The following is a 22,426-nucleotide window of genomic DNA, read 5'->3' as shown; positions in this document are numbered from 1 at the left end:
CTAGTAGAAGTTATAAGTTTAGAAGGGATTTGCTTTAGATGATGAAAGAACAATGGCTGACGGATCTGCGTGGGTTTTTAACCGATGATCACGTCAAAATGGATGAACCGCTACACCTTCATACATTAACTAAAATGGGTGGGCCAGCTGATATTTTTGTAACACCGACGACAGAAGATGAAACTGCATTTACAGTTAAATATGCATATAAAAATAATATACCTTTGCTGCTTCTTGGCAATGGATCAAATATGGTCGTTCGCGATGGCGGATTCCGTGGAATTGTCTTAACCTTGAAAAGTTTGCAGGCGATCCAAATAGACGGCACAAGAGTTTACGCGCAAGGCGGAGCGAACATCAAGAAAGTATCGAAAACTGTTGCAGCGAAACAACTTACCGGATTTGAGTTTGCTTGTGGAATTCCGGGTTCTATTGGTGGCGCTATGGCGATGAATGCCGGTGCTTACGGTGGAGAGATTAAAGATATCATTATACAAGCGACAGTCCTTTCGAAAGAAGGAGAAAAACTGGTTTTATCCAAAGAAGATTTGGAGCTTGGCTATCGCAAGAGCATTATCATCAAAAAAGGATTTTACGTCCTGTCAGCGGAGTTTGAATTGGAAGTCGGCAAACAAATGGTCATTGATGCGAAAATGAGTGAACTGACCTACCAGCGCGAAACGAAACAACCTTTGGAGTTTCCTTCGGCAGGAAGTGTCTTCAAACGTCCGCCCGGTAATTTCGCCGGTAAATTGATTCAGGACAGCGGTTTGCAGGGACGAGGATTTGGCGGAGCGGAAGTCTCCACTAAACACGCTGGATTTATCGTCAATAAAAACAATGCATCCGCGAATGATTATATCCAGACAATCGAGATGGTCAAAGCGACTGTCCAGGAGAAGTTTGGTATTGATTTAGAGCTTGAAGTGAAGATTGTTGGAGAAGACTAAATTAGATCAGAAAGATGTCCCTTCGCTGGACATCTTTTTTTATGGGAATGGAAGCGGCAGAGAGGTTATTTTATTTTCAAAAAAAAGGGATTTATCCTTCGTTAGTCGAATAACACCATTAAGAAAAAGGGGGCAAGACAATGGGGGAAAAAGTGAGAAACAGAAGATGGAAAAAATGGCTTTTGGCAGTGATGGGCATTCTTGTTGCAGTTGCGGCAGCGGCGCTTATTTTTGTAAACGTTTACATAGGGAAGTCTAAGCCGCTTATCGAAGGGGAAGCAGTAGTGGCGATACTGGACAGTGATGTGTCGGTCATCCGCGATGATATTGGGGTCCCGCATATACAAGCGGCTACAGATGCTGACCTTTACCGGGCACAGGGGTATGTGCAGGCCCAGGACCGCATGTTCCAAATGGATCTTTCCCGTCGTCAGGCTAGCGGCCAATTGGCGGAAGTGATCGGGGCAGATGCAGTCGACACCGATAAGTTTTTCCGGACTTTCAGTTTGCGGGATGCTGCTGAAAAGTCGTGGGATGGTTATGATGCGGAAGCCAAGCAAGTGCTGGAATGGTATGCAGAAGGCGTCAATGCCTATATGGAAGAGGCGAAGGAAAATAACAATCTGAGCTTTGAGTTTGCGTTGCTTGGATATGAGCCTTCAGAATGGACCCCTGTCGACTCACTGACAATCGGCAAGTTTATGGCGTATGACCTTGGCGGGCATTGGAATACGCTCGCAGTCCGCCACTGGGCATTAAATGAGTTTCCAGAAGACAAAGCGCGCGAGCTGTTCATTTCTTACCCTGAAATTGCCCCGGCGATTTTGGCGGCGAATAAACAGCAGCCTGTCCAAGTGGCCGGTGAATTTGATGCTTCTGTCATTCCGCCTGAATTCAACGGCAGCAACAATTGGGTGGTGTCCGGAGACAAAACGGCCAGCGGCAAACCGCTGCTTGCGGATGATCCGCATCTTGGCCTGAGCACACCATCCGTCTGGTACCAGATGCATTTGGAATCTCCAGAGCAAAATGTCAGCGGCGTCATCTTTGCCGGCATTCCGGGAATCATTTTGGGCCACAACGAAGAAATTGCCTGGGGCGTCACCAATGTAGGGCCCGACGTCCAGGATCTCTATATCGAAACACCGAATCCGGAAGATCCGACACAGTTCCGCTATGAAGGTGAATGGGAACAGGCAGAAGTAAGAGAGGAACCGATTAAAGTCAAAGACGGGGAAACCGAAGATTTCGAAGTGTTGGTGACCAGACACGGCCCTGTCGTCTCGAATGTCTTATATGATGAAGAAGAGCCAGGAGCAGTCTTTTCGATGCAATGGACGGCACTGGAGCCGACACTTGAGCTGCAGGCAGTCCTGAATTTCAATAAAGCATCGGATTGGGAAGAGTTCGAGCTGGCGCTGGAGGATTTCCAGGCACCTGCGCAGAACTTTGTTTTTGCATCCACAGATGGAACCATCGCCTATAAAGCGAATGGCCGCATCCCGATCCGCAAATCCGGAGATGGCCAGTTGCCGGTTCCGGGAGATTCAGCGGAATACGGGTGGGAAGGCTATGTGCCTTTTGATGAATTGCCGCAGGCAGTCAATCCGGAAAGCGGGTTTATTGCCACTGCGAACAATGAAGTGATTGATGATTCCTATCCGTACCACATCACCGATTTTTGGGCACAGCCATATCGCTATGAACGGATTGCGGAGGTGCTGGAAGCATCGGACGAGTTGACGGCACAGGATATGATGGACCTGCAGATGGACCAAAAGAATTTGTATGCAGCAGAATTTTTGGACGAAATGATTTCCATTGTGCAAAGTGAAACTGACGAATACGATGAAGTGCTCACGATGCTGGAGGAGTGGAATCAAGTCGATAGTGAAGATCAAGCTGCACCATTAGTTTTCCACAAATGGATAAAGCAGTTGCCGGAGACGTTATTGGCAGATGAATTTCCGGAGGATGTCTTTGATATGTTGGCAGGCAAAAATCACATTACAGATGAAATGATGCGCGATGCGTTCGCTGGAGAAGAAGGCATTTGGCTAACGGAATACGGCGGCACAGAAAAGTGGCTTGTGGATTCACTGGAGACGGTGATGGCCGAAATTAACGACGAGCAAGGCAGCGACTTGGCTGATTGGAGTTGGGGTGAACATCATCAATTGACCTTCCCGCATCCTTTGGCAGGAGCATCTCCGGTATTTGCCGAATTCCTTAACCCGGATCCCGTGCCGATTGGAGGTTCCAATATTACGGTTCAGGCAGCTGCTTCTACATCAGAAGGGAATGTCAACCACGGTGCGTCCTGGCGATTCGTGGCGGATCTCGCTGATTTATCGAGTGCCTACCACATTGTCGGACCTGGCTTAAGCGGACATTTGAAATCGGACTACTTCCATAACCAAGTGGACGATTGGGCAGAGGGCGATTTTCATGAAACCAAAATTGATGGAGAAGTAGAAGGGGCGACATTACTACTGAAGGCCGAATAAGTTCTATCCAAAAACAGTTCGTAAACGTCTAGGTAAATTCGTGAACGTCCGTAAAGTGTTTTGACACCTTTACGGACGTTCTTTTTGTCGATTTTCAGTTGCTTTTGGAGTGTTCGGAAAGGTGTACTTTTACGAACGGTTTTGGTTTTAATGCAAAATAAAAAAGATCAGGAAATATTGGGGTATTTTGGTATAATGTATAAGAAACTGGATTCATGGTTCATGTGAAGTTGACTTATAAAAATAAGTTAAAGGTGGGATAGAATGAACAAATTTGGTTTGTTATCTCTACTGATGTTTGTTATTAGTGTCACTGCATTCTTTATGATGAGAGGACCAGATGGAGATATTTATTTAACCATAATAGTATTAAGTACCCTTTCGGTTATTGGTCTGTTATTTGCAGCATTATCTAAAAAATTGCTATGGATGATTTTAGGTATTGTTGTGAATTTGATTCCATTAATAGTTGCCTTTCTACTTTTATTCGCAATGGGAATAAGTGAGCCTTAAAGAATTCAGATGAAACAAATCAAAAATTCCCTTTACACAACTAAAAATTCAAAGCATTTGAAGAGTATGGTGTATCAGGATTATTGAGTATTCGAATGTAACAAAAGTGCAGTTAAGTTACATTAAGATACTAGACGTTGTTTAGAAAGGATGAATAAATTGAAGTATTGGATATTGGTAATAATAATTGCTCTATTATGGGTGTTAGCACCAGTAATCGGCATTGATCTAAGCAACCTTTTCCCGACTATAATGGCATGGACTACTAAATTTATTCTGCCGTGGATTGCTTTATACTGGCTCATTAGATTTGTTAAAGCCCTAGAAAATAAAAAGAGAGAAATTTCCTAAAGTCTTGAATGTAACTTATTGTGAATTAAGTTACATTCAAAAGACCGTGAATTGTGAATTTCTTAATAAGCAAAGTGGGAAGGAGCGAAGCAAAATGAAGAAGGAAATGGAAGAATTAATTGTGAAATCTTTTTTTGAAAAAAAGGTACAGGAAAGAGTTCTTTATGAATTATTTACACCTAAGAAAAGGAATCATGCATTGAATCGGCTCTGTCACCAATATACAAAGATGTTAAAGGAAAAATACATGTTTGAGATTCTCCCACCCAACTCAAGTCCCAATTACATTTATGAGTTGCTAAAAAGTAACGGTGCTGCAAAGATGTGCTACTCACTGTCTTACAATGAAAAGATAGACGGAATAGAACTGCCGTTGCAAGAAGCATTGGAACATGCAGTTGGTTTTGGTTTTCCTTCCATCATTTCGTGCATTCCTGGTGAATTAGCCTATTTTGAAGCTGAACAAGGTTTTGGGTCGCCTCCAAGATATATCTTAAGGAGACCTAAAATGAATTAAAGTGATAGATTTTGAATGTAACTTAATAGCAATTAAGTTACATTCAATCTCCATTGTTTACAATCGATGTTCCAACTGGAAAATAGCTGGCCAACTTTTCAATTGTCGAGAAACAGGGTTCGTTTGTATAGAGGTTAAACCCATCCCCGTCATGCCAAATTTCGAGAACTGTCGATGCACCATTCATATCAAAGTGAGGCCATATCCAGGTCTTCTCACGTCCAAACCACCCCTTTTCTATCACAGGTTTATACACGATATTATCCCTGAAAGAAAAGGCGTAGAAGTTATTACAAGTTGCTATCCAAAAAGTTTCTTGTAAAACAAAAGTCAGTGAAGAAGGTTTTTCGATTGTGAGTTTAAAAACAGGAAAACGTTTGTTTTTCAGCCCCTCAAATCTTAATGCGTACTCAATGTTTTTACCTTTGAAAAGGCGCTCTAAATCATCTTCCATTCCACTAAACGGTTCAAATGTAAGACAGAGTGGAAATAGGGCTTTCGTACAAATGAACTCAACTAGCATTTCACATGTCGAATCAGAATTAGGATCATTAGCGGATTCTGAAGGGCCCATATCAAACTTCACAAGGTTTTGAACGTTGTCGCATAAGAACATTTCTCCATCCGAACCAATAGTTTCATGATTGATGTAGAACTTACTCATAAGTTTTACCTCCTTTACATTGAAGAATATCTCTAGTTCTTAGTATCACACTTTAATCTGGAATTTACAGTTTACATAACGTTGGTTGAATGTAACATAAGTCTAATTAAGTTACATTCAGTACCCCCATTCCATTAGCTTTTCCAAAAATCTCAACAAAGTTGAGTTTACGAGAAGAAATGATACATTCAAAAATAACTCCATAAGGCTCTAAAGCTGGAATTTCTTCAGGATAAAGATTTACATATGGTTAGATTATTTGAAGGAAAGGAGAATTGGGCTTGATGAAAAAAGGGATACAAGACCAATTAAATAATCTATGGGGAACCGTCATTACGGACGTACAAGTGGATCTGTTGAATGATAATCTTACCATTCAGCTGGAAATTCATGAAGATGGCCGTATTAATTTCCAAACGTTAAAATTTATTGATGTTTCTGCTTTTTACTACGTTAAAGACAATTTAGAAAATCGCTTTAATTTCTATGATCGAGAAAAAGTTTATTACTTGGAACTGACCACTATTGATCATGTAGAAAACAAAAAATATGATTTCCAAATTAAATCTACTAGTGATAAGGAATGGAGCGCACAATATAAAACTGACGCGAATATCGTTATCGAAATATGGGAATCAGTTTTATTTATAGAAGCCAGAAGAATTCAATTAGGGGATCAGGTTTTCGAATTGAAAAAAATATAAAATCTTTGATATTTGAAAAAGCAGCTATGCGGATTGGCAATCAAATACGACTGAGCTTGAACTTTATGGCCACTTTTTTTAGGTTTACATATCATACGTTATCGGAAGGGGAAAAGTGAGAAGAGAGCTTTTCTCTTTCTTTTCATCTGGAAAAGTGTACTTTTACAAGCACTTTTAAAAAGTTGAATTAAGCGCGTCCTTAAGTTCCAAATGGAATACTTATCTTTTAAGGCCAGGTGCTTCTTGAGCCAGTGTCTTTATCTTCGTTAAGCCAGTGCCCTAAATTGTCCGACGGCCTAATTCTTTCTGAATCATTTCAAGTTGGGCGGATCGAAGCTTGCGCTCGTATGGGTCCGTTTCGGATTCGGGCTTGGCGAGATAGTCCTCGTTATACTTGATTTCCAGGTAGAGGATGTCAGTAGTCTCCATAACGGCATGTCGGTGGGACTTTTCCACTTCTGCTTCGATTTTCCCCAATTCATATTCTGCTGGATCTCGCTGAGCAATTTCGGCTTGAATTAGCGTTATTGCCTTCAAATCCGGTGTCTTTTCATTGTTCAGTCGTGTCAGTCGCTCATACAACTTCTTATTCGTGAATTTTTTAACGCTCGCTTCACTGAATTTCGAAAATAAGTTCATCATGATCCTCCTTTAAAGCTCTGTTGATGTAAGTATTCATGTATTTCGTTAAATTGGTTGTTCAAAATAGGGACTTTCATTGATAAGTACACAGTACCATAACGGGATCCACTCCTATAAGCTTAATGAGACCCACATAGTTCAAGTCGCGCATGTTAATTGTCCCAATTTCATTTGTAATTATTTGTACTTGGACATTCTCCTTCGTAATTAATGCAAAAAGCACAAAAATGAAATGAGGGCTTTTAGAATGCTTGGAAAAATTTTTAAGAAATTATTTTCTAGAGATTACGGGCTATCAGCAACTGATTTCGCATCATTATTAGGTTATAAAACATGGAAGGAAGCTCAAGAAAATACAACTGCCATTTTCTTTACGCAAGCGGATGACTGTTGGTTTGCGACAGAGCTTCTTGACGGTCAATGGGCGGTATGGAAAGAAGAAGGAGAAATGCCATATCCTTTTACGGTGTTTTCTACTCAGAATGAAGCGATTGAACACTTACGAGTCTTGTTCATGAAAAGTGCCTTACCTGAACGCAATTGGATCGAGGAAGCGCCAAAAAAGAAAGGCAAAGCTTTAGTTGATAAAGAAACTCAAATGCAAATATTGCTCTTTGGTAACGCCTTACAATTTGCTTGTGAAACACTGGGTGTGAAAGATATGAGAATTCGTAAATACTCGGAAGTTTTTACAGTAAGCATGGATGAAGTGTATGCCTATGCATTGAATCATGGTCTTCCGCAAAGTGGCTCGACACGCGACGATATGCTAATTGAAGGCTTCCATTATTACAAGAAAGACGGCAAATGGCACACTTTTTTCAGCGAGAGAGGCCAGACATTCGACGGAAAGAATTTTGATGATGAGGAGCTTGGAAAAAGGTACATCATTAAAACCCTGGTGCAATTGAGTGGCACGGGACTGTACTGACACTTACAAGTGCAAAGGGTCACTAGGCGTTAATTTCTTAAGCGTTTAGCCAAGGTTTTTATGAGTTTAAATATGAAGGATTATCGGAAGTAAACATGTTTCTTTTTAATAAGTTATACTGAGGAAAAACAGATACGGGGCGTGTGCAATGAAACGGATACTGGCAGTAGGGTTTGGCGGAATGATCGGCTCGCTTTTGCGGGCAGGGATCTATATGGCGGTCGCAGCAGGGCTTGGGCTTTGGGTCGTCAATATAGCTGGCAGTTTTCTAATCGGCGTCGCAGCAGTTCGCTTGAGCCGCCAATCGGCAGAACTGCGGTTATTGGTGTCGACCGGCCTGTTGGGGTCGTTTACGACGTTTTCCGCATTTTCTGCTGACTGGTTCCATTACCTGGAGTCATCCATTTGGCTGGGCTTGGCATTTGCCATCAGCATGACAGTTGCTTGTATTGCGTCAGCCGGAGCAGGGCTGTGGATTGGTCGGAAAGGGGTGCGGCCATGATCGGCATTGCGATTGGCGGATTTTTGGGAGCGGTCACGCGCTACTTGTTTTACTTGTTGATTGAAAGCAAGGCGTGGCAGCCGAAAGCCGCAACCTGGCTGGTCAACAGCCTTGGTTCATTAGTGCTTGGAATGTTTGTCGGCAGCGGCAGCTTGTCCGCTTTCTGGATCACCGGTTTTCTTGGGGCCTTCACAACGTTTTCGACGATGGCTTTGGACGTTGTCAAAGACCTGGAAGACGGTAGATGGCTACGGGCTGCCGCTTACGTTTTTGCCACTTTAGCCAGTGGAATCGTCCTGTTCAGTCTGGGCTATATTTGGATGCAATAAATTTTGGAAAGGGCTGCGTTGGCTGCAGTTTTTTTGCGAACGCCCACAAATCGAAAATAAACTAAAAAACAGCCGCTCTTCGCAGATTCACGAAGAGCGGCTGGATTTATTTAACGATGATGACAGGTGCTTGGACACGTTTGGCCACTTTATGGCTGACGCTGCCGAGCACCATTTCCTGGAGTGCATTCAAACCGCGGCTGCCGATCAACACGACATCATAGCCGGTTTCATTGGCATGCTTGACGATGGTCGGTCCCGGAACGCCGTGCAGCGTTTTGGTTTCAAAATCAACGCCGGCAGAACGGAAGATTTCTTCGAGCGGCATTAAGTGCTTTCTGCGTTCCAAGTGGACTTCATCACTGCTTTGGCCATGCAGGATTTCGGTTCGTGCTTTTTCGTAATCGATGACATACAGCAAAGTGATGAAAGCTTGTGGGTTGGCTTGGGCCATTTTGACCGCTTCGTGAGCAGCCCGCTTTGAATGGTCGGAGCCATCAGCCGCAACTAAAATTTTCTCGTACATACGCATCCTCCTTAATGTGTGCTCTTGCCTGCATTGCCATATGTCGCTAATTTGTCGACGAGCTTTTGGCTGGAGGCGTTCAAACCGGTAATTTCAACGGTTTGGCCTTGCGCCTGCAGTTTGTTCATGACCCGGTCAATGGCACCTACGCCTGAATCGTCCCAGACAGTGGCGTCTGAAAAATCCAGGATAACTCCTTCAGAAGCTTCCACTTTATCGAATGCGGATACAAAGTCCTGGGAAGATGCGAAAAATAATTGTCCATGTATGGTATACCTATTCGACGCATTGGACTCCAATCCTTCTTTGCGGACCTCGACTTTGGAAATCTTGGCAGCAAACAGGATAGTGCTTAAAATGACGCCGGCAAAAACGCCTTTGGATAAATCATGGGTGTAGACGACAACGACAACAGTCAGCAGCATGACGATGGCATCCGATTTCGGAGCTGTTGCCAAGTATTTGAACGAACCCCAATCAAAAGTGCCGATGCAGACCATGACCATGATTCCGGCTAAGACCGGCATCGGTATTTGGACGACCCAATTGCCGAGGACGATAATCAGGAACATCAGGAAGACGCCGGCGGTAAAGGTGGATAAACGCCCTCGGCCGCCGGAACGGACATTGATGCCGGACTGGCCAATCATCGCGCAGCCTGCCATGCCGCCAAAAAATCCAGTGACGATGTTGGCGATTCCCTGGCCGCGCGCTTCCTGGTTTTTATCGGACCCGGTCTCAGTTGCATCGTCAAGTATCGATGCCGTCAATAAGGACTCCAGCAAGCCGATGATGGACAAAGCCAGTGCGGTCGGGAAAATGATCTGCAGAGTTTCAAAGTTGAACGGTACATTCGGAATAAAGAAACTCGGCAAGGTTTGTGAAATCGTACCCAGGCTGCCGACATTCTGCATATCCATTCCGCTGTACATGACGACTCCTGTTAATACCAGGATGGCGATCAAGGGAGCCGGTATAGCTGTGAAAAAGCGTGGCAAAATATAGACGATCGCCAACGTGATTCCGACAAATACATAGGTCATGGCATTGATTCCAAAAATGAATGGCACTTGTGCCATGAAAATCAGGATGGCCAGTGAATTGACAAAGCCGATCATGACAGCCCGCGGAATGAACTTCATGAAGCGGGCAACTTTCAACAGTCCGAATATCAGTTGCAGCACACCCGTCAAAACGGTCGCCGCGAGTAAATAATCCAATCCATGGTCTCGCACCAGCAATACCATAGCCAGTGCCATGGCACCAGTCGCTGCTGAAATCATGGCTGGGCGGCCGCCGACAAAGGAAATGATGACGGCAATGGAAAACGAAGCGTACAGTCCGACCATCGGATCGACTCCGGCAATGATGGAAAAAGCGATCGCTTCCGGGATAAGTGCGAGAGCCACTACAATGCCAGCCAGAATATCCCCGCGGATATTGCCGAACCATTGTTCTTTATAAGTAACGGTATTCAAAAAACTCCACTTCCTTCTATATTAATTGAACTCATTTTTAATTGAGGATTATTCCATGCACCGGCTGCTTTTTCCGGTTCAACAGATACATGAGGACCGAAGCTTTCAAATAATAACTTTAAAACTGTAGCACCTTTTTTTATTGATGTAAATACACTTCATTCAAATGTTCGTTTGACTGTTATTGCCAAGGGAGATATACTAGAGTTAACAATCAAATCCTTATTTGAATGAAAGAGGTGCCGGCATGAAAGAAGTATGTGAAGTGACGAAAGTCCATCCCGAAGCGGTCGATCGTGTACAGAAGAGCATGACCGATTTGAGTGAGGTGGCAAACCTGTTTAAAGCGCTGGCCGATGAAACCAGATTGAACATTGCCTATGCCTTAACCATAGAAGAAGAGATGTGTGTCTGCGATATCGCCGCAGTCATCGGATCTTCCACAGCAACAGCTTCCCATCATTTACGGTATCTGCGGGAGCGTTCACTGGCAAAGTCCGAGCGTAAAGGGAAACAAATCTATTATTCCTTGTCTGACGACCATGTTCGCCAATTGGTGACAATCGCTCACGAACACACGAAAGAAGGTGTGGAAAATGGTTAAAACTTATCGTCTTGAGAATTTATCCTGCACCAGCTGTGCGGCTAAATTTGAGAAAAATGTCCGAGAACTGCCCAATATAAAAAATGTCAATCTAAATTTCGGTGCTTCCAAATTGACGGTCGATGGCAATGTAACGATTGAAGCGCTTGAAAAAGCCGGAGCTTTCGATCACATCCGCGTCCATCCTGAAAAAGAAAGAGTGAAACACGTTCCTTTCTATCAACGGCGCCAGACGATAGAGACAGCTCTTTCACTGCTGCTATTGATAGCCGGAATCATCGTTTCGTTCCAAATTGGCGAAACGCATCCTTGGTCCATCGCGCTGTTTGGCGGGTCAATGGCAATAGGCGGCTACCATATGTTCTGGACAGGGCTGAAAAACCTCAGCACGCTCCAGTTCGACATGAAAACATTGATGACCATCGCCATTATCGGAGCTGTCATCATCGGCGAATGGCGTGAAGGGGCTGTAGTCGTATTTCTCTTCGCGGTCAGCGAAGCATTGGAGTCTTTCTCTATGAACAAGGCACGCCAGTCGATCCGCAGCTTGATGGATTTGGCTCCGGCAAGGGCGTTGATTCAACGGGGCGGGGAATTAGCCGAAATGGATACGGAAGACATCCGGATTGGAGACATACTGATCGTCAAACCGGGACAAAAAATCGCCATGGACGGCACAGTCCTTCGCGGGCAGTCCGCCGTCAACCAGGCAGCGATTACCGGAGAGTCGATTCCTGCAGTGAAAACTGTCGGAGATGAAGTTTTTGCGGGTACCATGAACGAGGAGGGGGCACTGGAAGTCACCGTCACGAAACGCGTCGAAGACACCACCATCGCCAAGATCATCCATCTTGTGGAAGAGGCCCAGGCTGAAAAAGCGCCAACCCAGAAATTCATCGACCAGTTTGCCAAATATTATACGCCAGCAATCATCGCCATCGCCTTTTTTGTGGTCTTGGTCCCAGGCTTTGTAACCGGCAACTGGGAACTATGGGTTTACCAGGGCTTGGCCGTCCTCGTCGTAGGTTGCCCATGTGCGCTCGTCGTGTCGACGCCGGTTGCCATTGTCACAGCCATCGGCAATGCCGCGCGCCAAGGTGTCCTCATTAAAGGTGGAGTTCACCTGGAAGAAACGGGCCGCATCAATGTGGTGGCTTTTGACAAAACGGGCACACTGACCAAAGGCTATCCTGAAGTGACGGATGTCCTTGCAGAAGGGACGGTTACAGACGAAGAACTGCTGAAACTGGCAGCGTCTGTCGAAACCATGTCGCAGCATCCTCTAGCCAGAGCCATCTCGAAAGAAGCAACAAGTGTCTATGCTTCTGAAAACTTCAATTCGGTTACCGGAAAAGGTGCTTATGCGACAGTCAATGAAGAACTCATTTACGTCGGCAGCCTAAACTGGGCGGAAGAAAAGGGCTTACGTATTCCGGACAAAGCGCGTAAACTGCAAGAGAGTGGGAAGTCAGTCACCGCTGTATTTTCAGAAACGGGGCTGATGGGCATCATCGCAGTAGCGGATGCCATCCGCACAGAAAGCCCTTCAATCATTCAGAAGTTGAAAGCGATGGGCATCAGCCAGACCATCATGCTGACCGGAGACCATCCAGCTACGGCCAAGGCCATTGCAGCAGAAATCGGCGTAACCGATGTCCGTGCAGGGTTGATGCCGGAAGATAAATTAGCAGCCATCAAAGACCTGCAAAAACAATATGGCCGAGTCGCTATGGTCGGCGATGGCATTAATGATGCGCCGGCGCTGGCTGCGTCAAGCATCGGCATCGCAATGGGCGGAGCGGGGACAGACGCCGCGTTGGAAACGGCGGATATCGCCTTGATGGCGGATGATTTGGAGAAACTTCCTTATACGATTCGACTCAGCCGAAAGACATTGCGTATAATAAAAGAAAATATCGTCTTTGCGTTAGGGCTCAAGATCATCGCATTGCTATTGATCATTCCAGGCTGGTTGACCCTATGGATTGCGATTTTCGCAGATATGGGTGCTACGCTGTTGGTGATCATGAATGCATTGCGTCTTGTAAAAGTTCAGAAGTAAGGCAAGTTTGGGGGTTTTAGGTTGAAGTTAACAGAATGGACAATGGAAGAGCAGGAACAGCTGATTCATTTTATGACAACAAATTCATGGCCGTTTCATGGCCATGAACACCCAGTGCGGGCTTTGATTGAGAAAACAATTGAAGAAGGTGGCTATAAATCAGATCAGGTGACAACTTTCTGGATTGAAAACGACGAAGGCCAGCAGGTGGGATTAGTGAAAATCTTTGATTTGCAGGATGATATCCCGCTTTTCGATTTGCGGATTGCGGATCCTTACCGCAGCAAGGGCTATGGGCCAAAAGCATTGAAAATGGTCGCTGATTTCGTCTTTTCGCTGCCGGAGAAGAAAATTCGGCTGGAAGGCAATACGCGCCATGATAATTTTGCGATGCGCAAAGCTTTCGAACGGACCGGCTTTGTCAAAGAAGCCCATTTGCGCCAGGCCTGGTTTTCTCCGCGGGAAAATCGGTATTACGATGCGGTTACCTATGGCATGACACGTGAAGACTGGCAGGCGGGAATCACCACACCCGTTCTGTGGGACGATGGCGCAACAGTAACGAATGAACTTCCTTTCAATCCGGTATTGCTCGATTTTCCGGAAGAATTCGAGTCGGAGCGGCTGCTGATACGGGGAGCAAGAAGAGAAGATGCACAAGCCAGTTATGAGGCTGTTTTGCATTCCCTGGAAGCATTTCGGCCATGGCTGCCATTTGCTCAGCACAAGCCCGATCTTGCAAAAACAGAGGCGACATTAATTGAGGCAGAGGCTGATTTTATGCTGCGCAAGGATTTGCGGCTGCATTTCTTTCTGAAGGACACAGGGCAATTCATCGGTTCTACAGGGCTTCACCGGATTGACTGGGAAGTGCGCAAGTTCGAAATCGGCTATTGGATCGACAGCCGCTATGAAGGCAAAGGATATGCCACAGAAGCGGTGGAACGCATCACGCGCTTTGCTTTTGAGGAGCTTGAGGCCAATCGCGTCGAAATTCGCTGTGATCCGGACAATGTCCGCAGCCGTGCAGTTGCCAACCGCCTCAAATTCGAGTTGGAAGGTATTTTGCGCAATGATACAGTTTCCCGGTTGGGCAACAAGCTCCGGGATACCTGTGTTTATGCTAAAATCAAACAGTAAAAAGGCTTTTTCCATGAGTACTAAAAAAGCAGGAAGAGGAAATCATCGATTTCCTCTTCCTGCTTTTCATATTAAACGGATATGTAGCAGACAAAAAAATTGCCCCGAAGTCATTTATCATGACTTTCGGGGCAATCCTGTATTTCTTCATCGAATGCTATGGCTATACGCCCTTACGTCCAGTCACTAAGTTGATAACTAGTACGATTGCAGCAATAATAAGAAGGATGTGTATTAGTCCGCCTGCTACGTCCATTAAGAATCCGATAAGCCATACTACGATAATAACTGCTAAGATAATCCAAAGAATGCGTCCCATGTTTTTCACCTGCCCTTTCAAAAATAACTATTTTGTTTATAGTAATAAGTACCCCGAGCATTGTGAGCTTAAACCTTTCTGAAAAAACGGACTGTTATCAGGACGCCTAAGTCCAGTTGTTTCAATGATGGCGGTATAGTAAACTGAACATAGCTACGTGAGGGAGGAACGAATTTTGCCTACTCCAAGTATGGAAGACCATATTGAAATCATTTATTCATTAATTGAGCAAAAGGGCTATGCGCGTGTGTCGGATATCGCAGAGGCCTTATCAGTATTGCCTTCTTCTGTCACCAAGATGGTACAGAAGCTGGATAAAGACGGCTATTTGATATACGAACGCTATAGAGGCCTTGTGTTGACGCCTAAAGGCCAGAAGCTGGGCAAGCGGCTATTGGAACGGCATGGCTTGCTCGAGGAATTTCTTCGGTTGATCGGTGTGGATGAAGAACGGATCTACGTGGACGTTGAAGGAATCGAGCATCATTTGAGCTGGAATTCAATCGATCGGATTGCCGATTTGGTCCAACTGCTGGAAGAACACCCGGATTTTACGGAAAAGCTGGAACAGATGAAAAAAGAAAGAAAAGAAAGTTAAGAAAAAGTAGGAGGAACTCATTATGGCTTTACACCCAGGATTAAAAGCGACATTACAAGTGAAAGACCGTTCGACATCGCAATGGATTTTATCGGATGGTTCAGGAGACGAAGTAATGATGAACGCATCAGAAATAGAAGAAGGCCAGGAAATTGGTGAAGAAATTGAAGTTTTCCTTTACCGTAACCGTCAGGGAGGCGTTTCAGCAACACCGATGATTCCCCATATCCTGCCAAGCGAGTATGGCTGGGCAAAAGTGTTGAAAGTGTCGCCGCGCGAAGGCGCAGTGGTTGATATCGGCACGACACGCGAAGTTTACCTGCTGCCGGCTGACCTTCCGCAAATCATGGAGCTATGGCCAAAACAAGGAGACCATATTTTCATGACGCTTCGTACGGATCGCCACGGCGACTTGTACGGACGCCTTGCAACAGAAGAAAAGGTTCTGGAATTGATGCAGCCCGCACCGGAAAACCTCTTTAACCAAAATGTGCAGGCGCGCGCTTACCGCCTGTTGCCGGTTGGTACTTTCATGCTGTCAGTGCCTGACATGTACCGGATCTTCATTCACGAAACAGAACGCCATGAAGAACCACGCCTTGGTGAAGAAAAAACCGTCCGCATCATCGATGTCAAAGACGATGGTACTCTAAACGGTTCGTTGCTTCCGAGAAAACAGGAGCGTTTGTCAGACGACGCGGATGAAATCATGCGCTATCTCGAAGAATCGGGCGGCAAGATGCCGTTCACCGATAAATCTTCACCGGACGAAATCCAGGAAATCTTCGGCATGAGCAAGGCCGCTTTCAAGCGTGCGCTCGGCAAATTGTATAAGAACCGTCAGATCATCCAGGAAGAAGGATGGACCAAGTCGACGAAGTAAAGGAACCTTTTCAGATTAATTTCGTATTAATTTGAAGAAAGGGGCAATAAAAAATGAAAAAATTACTCACTGCCATAGCATTACTGTTTACTTTGTCTGTTATCCTGCCATCCTACAGTTCGGCAAATGTCGGCATCAATGAAAAGTTCGGCCTGCCAATCGTCGTTTACGGAGGCAACCTGTCAGCTGATGAAAAAGCTTCTGTTGCTGAAAGCCTGGATGTTGCGGGAGAAGTGGACGTGGAAGAAATTGAAGTGACGGGCCAGGATTTGGTCAATTACATCAAAGATGGCGATTCTCGCGCCAATATGTATTCATCCGCTAAAATCACCCGTAAAGATGAGGGCAACGGACTGGTCATTGAAATCGTAACGCCTGATAATATCACACAGGTGACGTCTGAAATGTACGCCAACGCCATGCTGACTGCTGGGATTGAAAACGCTACGGTTGAAGTGGCTGCACCCAAAGCGGTAACCGGCCATTCTGCGCTCGTAGGAATCTACAAAGCCTATGAAGTGAACGGCGAACAACTGGATCCGGAGCGCACGGATGTCGCAAATGACGAACTGACCGTTGCCACTGAACTTGCAGACGGCGGCGTGGAAGATGCCAAAGTCAGTGAGCTGTTAACTGAAATCAAAAAACAGATTGCCGAGAAAAATCCGGCAACGCGTGAAGAAGTGGAACAGATCGTCGAAGAGCAATTGAACAAGCTTCAAATTGAATTAAGCCCGGAAGACCGTCAATTGTTGGTTGATTTGATGGACCGCATCCGTCAGCTTGATATCGATTTCTCACAATGGTCAACGCAATTGGAAGACTTGAGTAAGACCATCGAAGACAAAATCGGCACCATCGTCAACGATGAAGGGTTTTGGGAAAGTGTGAAAAAATTCTTCAGAAATATTGCCGATACAGTACGCGGCTGGATGAATTAATTGGAACAAGCAAACCTTGGAATTCAGGGTTTGCTTGTTTTTTTATTGGAGTTTAATGGCTTGTGCCCACTAAAAGACAATGATAATATGGAGTTAATATCTCGAATTCAAGATAAATAGGAGGAACTCATATGAAACTAGAAGGAATTCACCATGTTTCAGCTTTGACGGCCAATGCCGATGCCAATCATGATTTTTTCACGCGGATATTGGGGATGCGCTTAGTGAAAAAAAGCGTCAATCAAGACAATCCATCTTCTTATCATCTGTTTTACGCGGATGCAGTCGGAACTCCGGGCACTGACATGACGTATTTTGATATCCCGATGGCGGGACGGACGCATCCTGGTGTTTCGAGCATCAGCAACACTGCATTCCGGGTGAAAAACGAAAAAGCATTGGATTATTGGATCAAACGCTTTGATGAATTTGAAGTTCCACACGGGGAAATCGAACAGCGTTTCAACCGTTCGACTTTGACGTTCCAGGATTTCGAAGGCTCCCGATTGATGCTTGTTGCTGATGACGGCAGTGGCATTGAATATGGAATACCATGGACCAAAGCTGGTATCCCGGAAGAGTTTGCGCTTGTCGGATTGGGGCATGTCCGCCTGACGATCCGGAAAAGTGACAAGACAGCCGCTGTTTTAACGGAGATTATGGGATTTGAAAAAATAGGGGAATATCCATCTACTGTAGAAGGGCAAAAAGATATTTTGGTCTTTTCGACAGGAAAAGGTGGTCCCGCTGGCGAAATACACTTAGAGGAGCGTTCGGATCTTCCGCCAGAACGTCCAGGCAGAGGAAGTGTCCATCACGTTGCGTTCCGAGTAAAAACGTTCGAAGAGTACAGCAAATGGAATGAGCATTTGCGTTCGAATGGATTTGTGACTTCTGGGGAAGTCGACCGTTATTACTTTAAGGCAATTTATTTCCGGGAACCTAATGGGATTCTTTTTGAATTATCAACAGACGAACCGGGATTTGCAACGGATGAACCGATGGATAGTTTAGGGGAAAAGTTGGCGCTGCCGCCATTTTTAGAGCCGAAACGCACTCAGATCGAAGCATCTCTTCGTCCGTTGAGCATCAATCAGTGAATAGGAGGAGAATAAAAGATGGATTTCAAATTAATTGAATTGGGCAGTGACGAATTTGCGTACCGACTTGAAGAAGAAGGTGCGACAAAAGCAGAGATTACGTGGACAGAACTGGCTGATGTCATGGTCATCGAACATACCTTTGTCGATGAATCAATGCGCAATCAGGGAATTGCCAAGAAGCTTTTGGACCGTGCAGCAGACTATGCACGTGAACACAGCTATAAAATGGAACCGGTCTGTTCTTATGCAGTAACGGCTTTTGACCGCTACAAAGAATATGATGACGTCAAAATATAGAAAACTCGCACCAACCCAATAAGTGAACACACAAAAAGCAATCCGCTATCAATTAGAGTGGATTGCTTTTGCTAGTTATCGATTATGTAGTTATCCATTTGTTCCCTCCACTTTAAATGCTGGTCATAAAGAAAACGATAGCTGTTAAAATCGAAGCTCCACCAACACCGTACATGAAATCTGCTTGACTAAAAATTAGGTTTTTTTCCATTTTATAGAACTCCTTTCAAATCTTTGTTAATAATAAAATACCCGGTCCTCGTCATTTTAAACAGGTTTTATTAATTTTATTAGGGGAACAGAAGTATTAAGCAACCGAAACGCTATCCATACGTATACTTAAAAGAAACTAAAGGAAGAGGTGGATTGAATGAATCAGGAAACAGTGAGTAGAGCAGGAGAAAAAGTGCTCGGCATTATTGGAATTGTCTTTAATATTTTAGCGATTGCTTTAATCGGTTTTGCAATGGCGAGTTACTCGAACGTTCAGGGCACTCCAGAATTCCAGCAATTTATCGAAGAGGAGATTATGTCAGATCCGGAATTTTCAACTCCAGAAGAAGCGCAGATGGTCATGGATATGATGTCGACTAGCTTTGGTGTAGTGGGATGGGTGCTGATTGCGTTATTGGCGCTCAGTACAATTTTAGCAATTGTTGCTTTAGTTAATCTCCGCAAAACAGAAAAAGCATCCATTGCCGGTGTCCTCTTTATCGTAGCTGGTTTGTTTGCAGGGCTGTTATCATTAACTTCCATTCTATTCTATATCGCTGCAATCATGTGTTTTGTCCGCAAACCGCGTATACAAAGCAATCAAAATATGCGCGATGATGATTTCAAGTATCAGGAAGATCAGCTGCGCCGGAAAGAAGAGTCCGTGCGCCGTGAGGATGAAGTGCGCCGCGATGACACAACAACCCGCAGTAATGACGATGATACTCCTTACCGTCCGCTGTAAAGAAGACACATGCACCAAAAAAGAGACGTCCAGGCTGGAATTTCCTTGGACGTCTCTTTTATGGAGTCTGTAAAAAACAGCCGCCTATAAGGCTGCTGTTTTCAAGTGGTAGACATATTTGGCGGTCTGCAGTGGGTGGCCTTCGAATAATTCTTCAAATTCCTCGAGCAGCTCAAAGCCGTTCGCTTCATAGAAATTACGGCCTTTTTTGTTTTCGCTTTCGACATAGACAAATAGCTGGTTGCCGTTGAGCAGATAGCTGAGGCCGCTGTTCAATAATTGCTTGCCATAGCCCGAGCGTTGAAATTCGGGTTTCATGTAGATTGCAATAAGCTCGGCATCCCCATCTTCATCCACTTTCGTGAAATTGGCGAAACCGATGGGCTGTCCTTCATGTTCTGCAAGCAATATGATCGTTCTTTTTAAACGCATCTCCATCATAGGAGTAGAATATGATTTATCTAAAAAACTTTCTTGGACTGTAGAGGGAATGATTCCAGCGTACGTATCATTCCAACTAACTTTGGCAATTTCCTGAACAGATGCAATATCTGCGGATGTACCAGTACGAATCATGCAATCACCTCTGAAATTCTTTCTGCAATCATATCAAAAAAAGAGCCCAATAGCCACTAATGTGGAATAATAGAAACAAAAGGAGTGTGTCAGATATGGACTGGAAGACTTATCGTTTCGACGATTTTACAGCAAGGGAATTATATGGCGTGCTGAAGCTGCGGGTAGATGTATTTGTGGTTGAACAAAATTGTGCTTACCCGGAGTTGGATAACTTAGATCAACAGTCCATTCATCTGCTTTACCGTGAAAATGGTGAAGTATTGGCCTATGCGCGGCTGGTTCCTGCGGGCGTCAAATATGAATTGCCTTCCATTGGCAGGGTTATTGTACGGGATGATGCCAGAGGGCGCGGCTTGGCAAAGCAGCTGCTGGAGCGAAGCATCGAATATATTGCAGGGGAGTGGCAGGCTCAAGCCATTCAATTGCAGGGACAAGTGTATTTGCAGGAGTTTTACCAATCTTTCGGATTCCAACCTATCTCGGACAGCTATGATGAAGATGGAATTCCGCATGTAGATATGAAACTGATCTACAAGTAAATGTAATACTTTTGACATATAAATAAAGGATTAGCTTTATGGAGAATAGGGTAAATAATGAATAGTATATAAATTGATGAAGGAGTGCTGCAAATGGCAAGAGGAAGAGGTCTCTTATTAGCAGGATTAGCTGCTGGAGCATACGCATATTTCAAGAATCCTGAAAATCGTGAAAAAGCTACGAAAGCGTTCAATGATACGAAAGTGAAGGTGAATTCTTACATGGAATCACAAAACCTGGATAAAGAAGGCAAACCGGCTTCAAAAAATGCCGACACGAAAAGCACTACAGAAAAACGTGAAGAAAAAATGGTTTCCGAAGGCGGCGCATCAGCAAGTGTCCAATATTATAATGAACAGGAGCAAAAAAAGCTGGACAACGAAAAGCGTGGCGACGTTAAACTGTCATCAAACGATGTCAGCAAAGAAAAAGCTGAAAACACAGATTCAGCTGCTCCTGAAAACAAAATCAGCACCGATAATTTATAAAGAGAAACTTCAATCAGTGGGGGATTCTTCATCCCCCACTGATTGTTAGTTGATCCAATCGGACTTTTACGGTCAGTGGATCTCCCGCTTGTAGAAGCGGGAGTCTTGCTGCCCGTTAAAGCGGGATAAGAAAAAGGATGGTCCCGGACCATCCTTTTTACTGCCTACTATTTTTTAACTGTCAGTACATTAAGCAAAGCGATAACCAATAACAAAAAGCCGCTGACGATGAATCCTTCATTAGGGCTCAAGGCAAAAGCTCCCGTAATGCTGGAACCGGCTACGACACCGATGGAAAAAAAGGCGTAAAAATATCCATAAGCACGACCTCGGGAAGAAGGGCCGGTTGAATCGATCAGTATGGAATTTATCGATGGGAACAGCAATGCGAAGCCCAGTCCATAGGTGCACATGCTGGCATATAGCAGCAACTCAGTCGATACAGCACTCAGGAAGAATAGTGAAGCTCCCATGACTGCAAATCCGGCAATTAAGGTATAGATGGGTTTAGCGGCATCAAAAATCCGATTGATGGGAAGCAGGAACACCAAAATGGCCGAGATTCCGAAGGTGCTCAACAGCAAACCGCTGAGCTGGGAATCAAAACCGAGTTCTTCAACTTTAAGGGGCAGCATATAAGCCAGGACTCCCTGTGAAAACATCAAGAAAAAAGCGCCAGTAAAAGAGCGAATCAAGCCGCTGTTCTGTAAGATATCGTTGAAGGAAACTGCGTCTTTGGCAGCTTTTTTTTTCTTTATGGCAGTTTGCCGTAATATGAAAAATGCGGCAATCCCAATCAGCAGAATCAGCGTGCCGGTAAGGAACATGGTCTGTGGAACATCGTTGCGGCTTGTATAAATTGCGCCATAGGCCGGTCCAAGAATTGCTGCGAGCCCGACAAAAGCGCCTGATAAAGCGGCCCCTTTGCCGCGTTTGGCGGATTCTGTTCGATTGGCCAGGTAAGTGAAAGCGGCAGGAACTGTCAGGCCGGCTGCGAGGCCATGGATAAACCGTACAGCCAGCAGACTATACGGACCATCGATTGAAGAATAGGTAAATAAGGTGAAGCTGGTGGCCAATAAGCCGATGACTAAAATTGCGAACGGCCCTTTTCGATCTGAAAAAATACCGGAAATGACGTTCCCGAAGGTATTCGACAGCGAATACATGCCGACTGCCAATCCGGCGATAAAAGGAGTGGCACCCAAAGACACCGCATAGGTGCTCATGATGGGCAGCTGGGCGAATAAGTCAAAAAAAGCAAAAAAGATAATAACATAAATGAAAATTCGCAAGGCGA

General features: G+C 44.8%; 26 protein-coding genes. 19 read left to right on the top strand and 7 right to left on the bottom strand.

Annotated features, from left to right (window positions below; translation table 11 throughout):
- The first annotated feature begins 38 nt into the window (after positions 1–38).
- The 4 genes from murB to AC1MEO_RS10785 all read left to right on the top strand — a co-directional run bounded on the left by murB (position 39) and on the right by AC1MEO_RS10785 (position 4,838).
- Positions 39–950, top strand: coding sequence for a UDP-N-acetylmuramate dehydrogenase (gene murB, locus AC1MEO_RS10800; RefSeq protein ID WP_480330254.1), 912 nt, complete (start codon positions 39–41; stop codon positions 948–950).
- A 140-nt stretch (positions 951–1,090) separates the two neighbouring features.
- Positions 1,091–3,457: a penicillin acylase family protein gene (locus AC1MEO_RS10795; protein ID WP_480330252.1), complete on the top strand. Its 2,367-nt coding sequence runs from the start codon at positions 1,091–1,093 to the stop codon at positions 3,455–3,457.
- 264 nt (positions 3,458–3,721) lie between these two features.
- Positions 3,722–3,970: a hypothetical protein gene (locus AC1MEO_RS10790; protein ID WP_480330250.1), complete on the top strand. Its 249-nt coding sequence runs from the start codon at positions 3,722–3,724 to the stop codon at positions 3,968–3,970.
- Positions 3,971–4,415: 445 nt separating this feature from the next.
- On the top strand, positions 4,416–4,838 hold the full coding sequence (locus AC1MEO_RS10785) for a hypothetical protein (RefSeq protein ID WP_480330248.1): 423 nt from the start codon (positions 4,416–4,418) through the stop codon (positions 4,836–4,838).
- Between the two features lie 43 nt (positions 4,839–4,881).
- Here AC1MEO_RS10785 and AC1MEO_RS10780 read toward each other — a convergent pair whose 3' ends face one another.
- Positions 4,882–5,502 (bottom strand): hypothetical protein, encoded by a 621-nt coding sequence (locus AC1MEO_RS10780; protein ID WP_480330246.1) that lies wholly within the window; start codon positions 5,500–5,502, stop codon positions 4,882–4,884.
- Positions 5,503–5,786: 284 nt separating this feature from the next.
- Here AC1MEO_RS10780 and AC1MEO_RS10775 point away from each other — a divergent pair, with 284 nt between their 5' ends.
- Positions 5,787–6,206, top strand: a complete 420-nt coding sequence (locus AC1MEO_RS10775; RefSeq protein ID WP_480330244.1) for a YxiG family protein — start codon at positions 5,787–5,789, stop codon at positions 6,204–6,206.
- Positions 6,207–6,485: 279 nt separating this feature from the next.
- Here the strand turns inward: AC1MEO_RS10775 and AC1MEO_RS10770 are convergent, their stop codons facing one another.
- Complete coding sequence (locus tag AC1MEO_RS10770) at positions 6,486–6,845, bottom strand: hypothetical protein (RefSeq protein WP_480330242.1); 360 nt, start codon at positions 6,843–6,845, stop codon at positions 6,486–6,488.
- A gap of 250 nt (positions 6,846–7,095) precedes the next feature.
- Between AC1MEO_RS10770 and AC1MEO_RS10765 the strand changes: the two genes are divergently transcribed.
- The 3 genes from AC1MEO_RS10765 (at position 7,096) to AC1MEO_RS10755 (ending at position 8,610) form a co-directional block, all read left to right on the top strand.
- Positions 7,096–7,779, top strand: coding sequence for a hypothetical protein (locus AC1MEO_RS10765; RefSeq protein ID WP_480330240.1), 684 nt, complete (start codon positions 7,096–7,098; stop codon positions 7,777–7,779).
- 148 nt (positions 7,780–7,927) lie between these two features.
- A complete protein-coding gene (locus AC1MEO_RS10760) occupies positions 7,928–8,281 on the top strand; it encodes a fluoride efflux transporter FluC (RefSeq protein WP_480330238.1) in 354 nt (117 codons plus the stop codon).
- A complete protein-coding gene (locus tag AC1MEO_RS10755; protein ID WP_480330236.1) occupies positions 8,278–8,610 on the top strand; it encodes a fluoride efflux transporter FluC in 333 nt (110 codons plus the stop codon). Before AC1MEO_RS10760 ends, AC1MEO_RS10755 begins: the two co-directional genes overlap by 4 nt.
- A 106-nt stretch (positions 8,611–8,716) precedes the next feature.
- Here AC1MEO_RS10755 and AC1MEO_RS10750 read toward each other — a convergent pair whose 3' ends face one another.
- Together AC1MEO_RS10750 and AC1MEO_RS10745 are read right to left on the bottom strand one after the other, a co-directional pair.
- Positions 8,717–9,136 (bottom strand): universal stress protein, encoded by a 420-nt coding sequence (locus tag AC1MEO_RS10750; RefSeq protein WP_480330233.1) that lies wholly within the window; start codon positions 9,134–9,136, stop codon positions 8,717–8,719.
- Positions 9,137–9,147: 11 nt separating this feature from the next.
- Positions 9,148–10,614, bottom strand: a complete 1,467-nt coding sequence (locus AC1MEO_RS10745) for a SulP family inorganic anion transporter (protein ID WP_480330231.1) — start codon at positions 10,612–10,614, stop codon at positions 9,148–9,150.
- A 247-nt stretch (positions 10,615–10,861) separates the two neighbouring features.
- Between AC1MEO_RS10745 and AC1MEO_RS10740 the strand changes: the two genes are divergently transcribed.
- The 3 genes from AC1MEO_RS10740 to AC1MEO_RS10730 are packed head-to-tail and all read left to right on the top strand — an operon-like array spanning position 10,862 to position 14,420.
- Entirely contained in the window at positions 10,862–11,218 is a 357-nt protein-coding gene (locus tag AC1MEO_RS10740; RefSeq protein ID WP_480330229.1) for an ArsR/SmtB family transcription factor, read from the top strand.
- A complete protein-coding gene (locus tag AC1MEO_RS10735; RefSeq protein WP_480330227.1) occupies positions 11,211–13,280 on the top strand; it encodes a heavy metal translocating P-type ATPase in 2,070 nt (689 codons plus the stop codon). The genes AC1MEO_RS10740 and AC1MEO_RS10735 overlap by 8 nt, the downstream gene beginning before the upstream one ends.
- A gap of 21 nt (positions 13,281–13,301) precedes the next feature.
- Positions 13,302–14,420, top strand: coding sequence for a GNAT family N-acetyltransferase (locus AC1MEO_RS10730; RefSeq protein ID WP_480330225.1), 1,119 nt, complete (start codon positions 13,302–13,304; stop codon positions 14,418–14,420).
- Positions 14,421–14,583: 163 nt separating this feature from the next.
- Here AC1MEO_RS10730 and AC1MEO_RS10725 read toward each other — a convergent pair whose 3' ends face one another.
- Positions 14,584–14,739: a lmo0937 family membrane protein gene (locus tag AC1MEO_RS10725; protein ID WP_146558271.1), complete on the bottom strand. Its 156-nt coding sequence runs from the start codon at positions 14,737–14,739 to the stop codon at positions 14,584–14,586.
- A 175-nt stretch (positions 14,740–14,914) separates the two neighbouring features.
- Here AC1MEO_RS10725 and mntR point away from each other — a divergent pair, with 175 nt between their 5' ends.
- The 6 genes from mntR (at position 14,915) to AC1MEO_RS10695 (ending at position 19,519) form a co-directional block, all read left to right on the top strand.
- Positions 14,915–15,337 carry a transcriptional regulator MntR gene (gene mntR / locus AC1MEO_RS10720; RefSeq protein ID WP_480330223.1) on the top strand — a complete coding sequence of 141 codons (423 nt, stop codon included), beginning with the start codon at positions 14,915–14,917 and terminating at the stop codon, positions 15,335–15,337.
- Positions 15,338–15,359: 22 nt separating this feature from the next.
- Positions 15,360–16,220: a CvfB family protein gene (locus AC1MEO_RS10715; RefSeq protein ID WP_480330221.1), complete on the top strand. Its 861-nt coding sequence runs from the start codon at positions 15,360–15,362 to the stop codon at positions 16,218–16,220.
- Positions 16,221–16,273: 53 nt separating this feature from the next.
- Positions 16,274–17,161 carry a DUF1002 domain-containing protein gene (locus tag AC1MEO_RS10710; RefSeq protein ID WP_480330219.1) on the top strand — a complete coding sequence of 296 codons (888 nt, stop codon included), beginning with the start codon at positions 16,274–16,276 and terminating at the stop codon, positions 17,159–17,161.
- A gap of 131 nt (positions 17,162–17,292) precedes the next feature.
- Positions 17,293–18,261 carry a ring-cleaving dioxygenase gene (locus AC1MEO_RS10705; protein WP_480330217.1) on the top strand — a complete coding sequence of 323 codons (969 nt, stop codon included), beginning with the start codon at positions 17,293–17,295 and terminating at the stop codon, positions 18,259–18,261.
- Between the two features lie 18 nt (positions 18,262–18,279).
- Entirely contained in the window at positions 18,280–18,561 is a 282-nt protein-coding gene (locus AC1MEO_RS10700) for a GNAT family N-acetyltransferase (RefSeq protein ID WP_480330215.1), read from the top strand.
- Between the two features lie 370 nt (positions 18,562–18,931).
- On the top strand, positions 18,932–19,519 hold the full coding sequence (locus AC1MEO_RS10695) for a DUF4064 domain-containing protein (protein WP_480330213.1): 588 nt from the start codon (positions 18,932–18,934) through the stop codon (positions 19,517–19,519).
- Between the two features lie 84 nt (positions 19,520–19,603).
- On the opposite strand, the gene AC1MEO_RS10690 is transcribed toward AC1MEO_RS10695, so the two are convergent.
- Positions 19,604–20,095, bottom strand: coding sequence for an N-acetyltransferase family protein (locus AC1MEO_RS10690; protein ID WP_480330211.1), 492 nt, complete (start codon positions 20,093–20,095; stop codon positions 19,604–19,606).
- Positions 20,096–20,190: 95 nt separating this feature from the next.
- Here AC1MEO_RS10690 and AC1MEO_RS10685 point away from each other — a divergent pair, with 95 nt between their 5' ends.
- Both AC1MEO_RS10685 and AC1MEO_RS10680 read left to right on the top strand, forming a co-directional pair.
- A complete protein-coding gene (locus tag AC1MEO_RS10685; RefSeq protein WP_480330209.1) occupies positions 20,191–20,637 on the top strand; it encodes a GNAT family N-acetyltransferase in 447 nt (148 codons plus the stop codon).
- A gap of 93 nt (positions 20,638–20,730) precedes the next feature.
- Positions 20,731–21,126, top strand: coding sequence for a hypothetical protein (locus AC1MEO_RS10680; RefSeq protein ID WP_480330207.1), 396 nt, complete (start codon positions 20,731–20,733; stop codon positions 21,124–21,126).
- 167 nt (positions 21,127–21,293) lie between these two features.
- Here the strand turns inward: AC1MEO_RS10680 and AC1MEO_RS10675 are convergent, their stop codons facing one another.
- Positions 21,294–22,421, bottom strand: a complete 1,128-nt coding sequence (locus AC1MEO_RS10675) for an MFS transporter (protein ID WP_480330205.1) — start codon at positions 22,419–22,421, stop codon at positions 21,294–21,296.
- Positions 22,422–22,426 lie beyond the last annotated feature (5 nt).

It is taken from the genome of Planococcus sp. BI3 (assembly GCF_056680115.1).
Note: the sequence above shows the minus strand (reverse complement) of the source record. Positions and strands in the feature narration are given on the sequence as shown.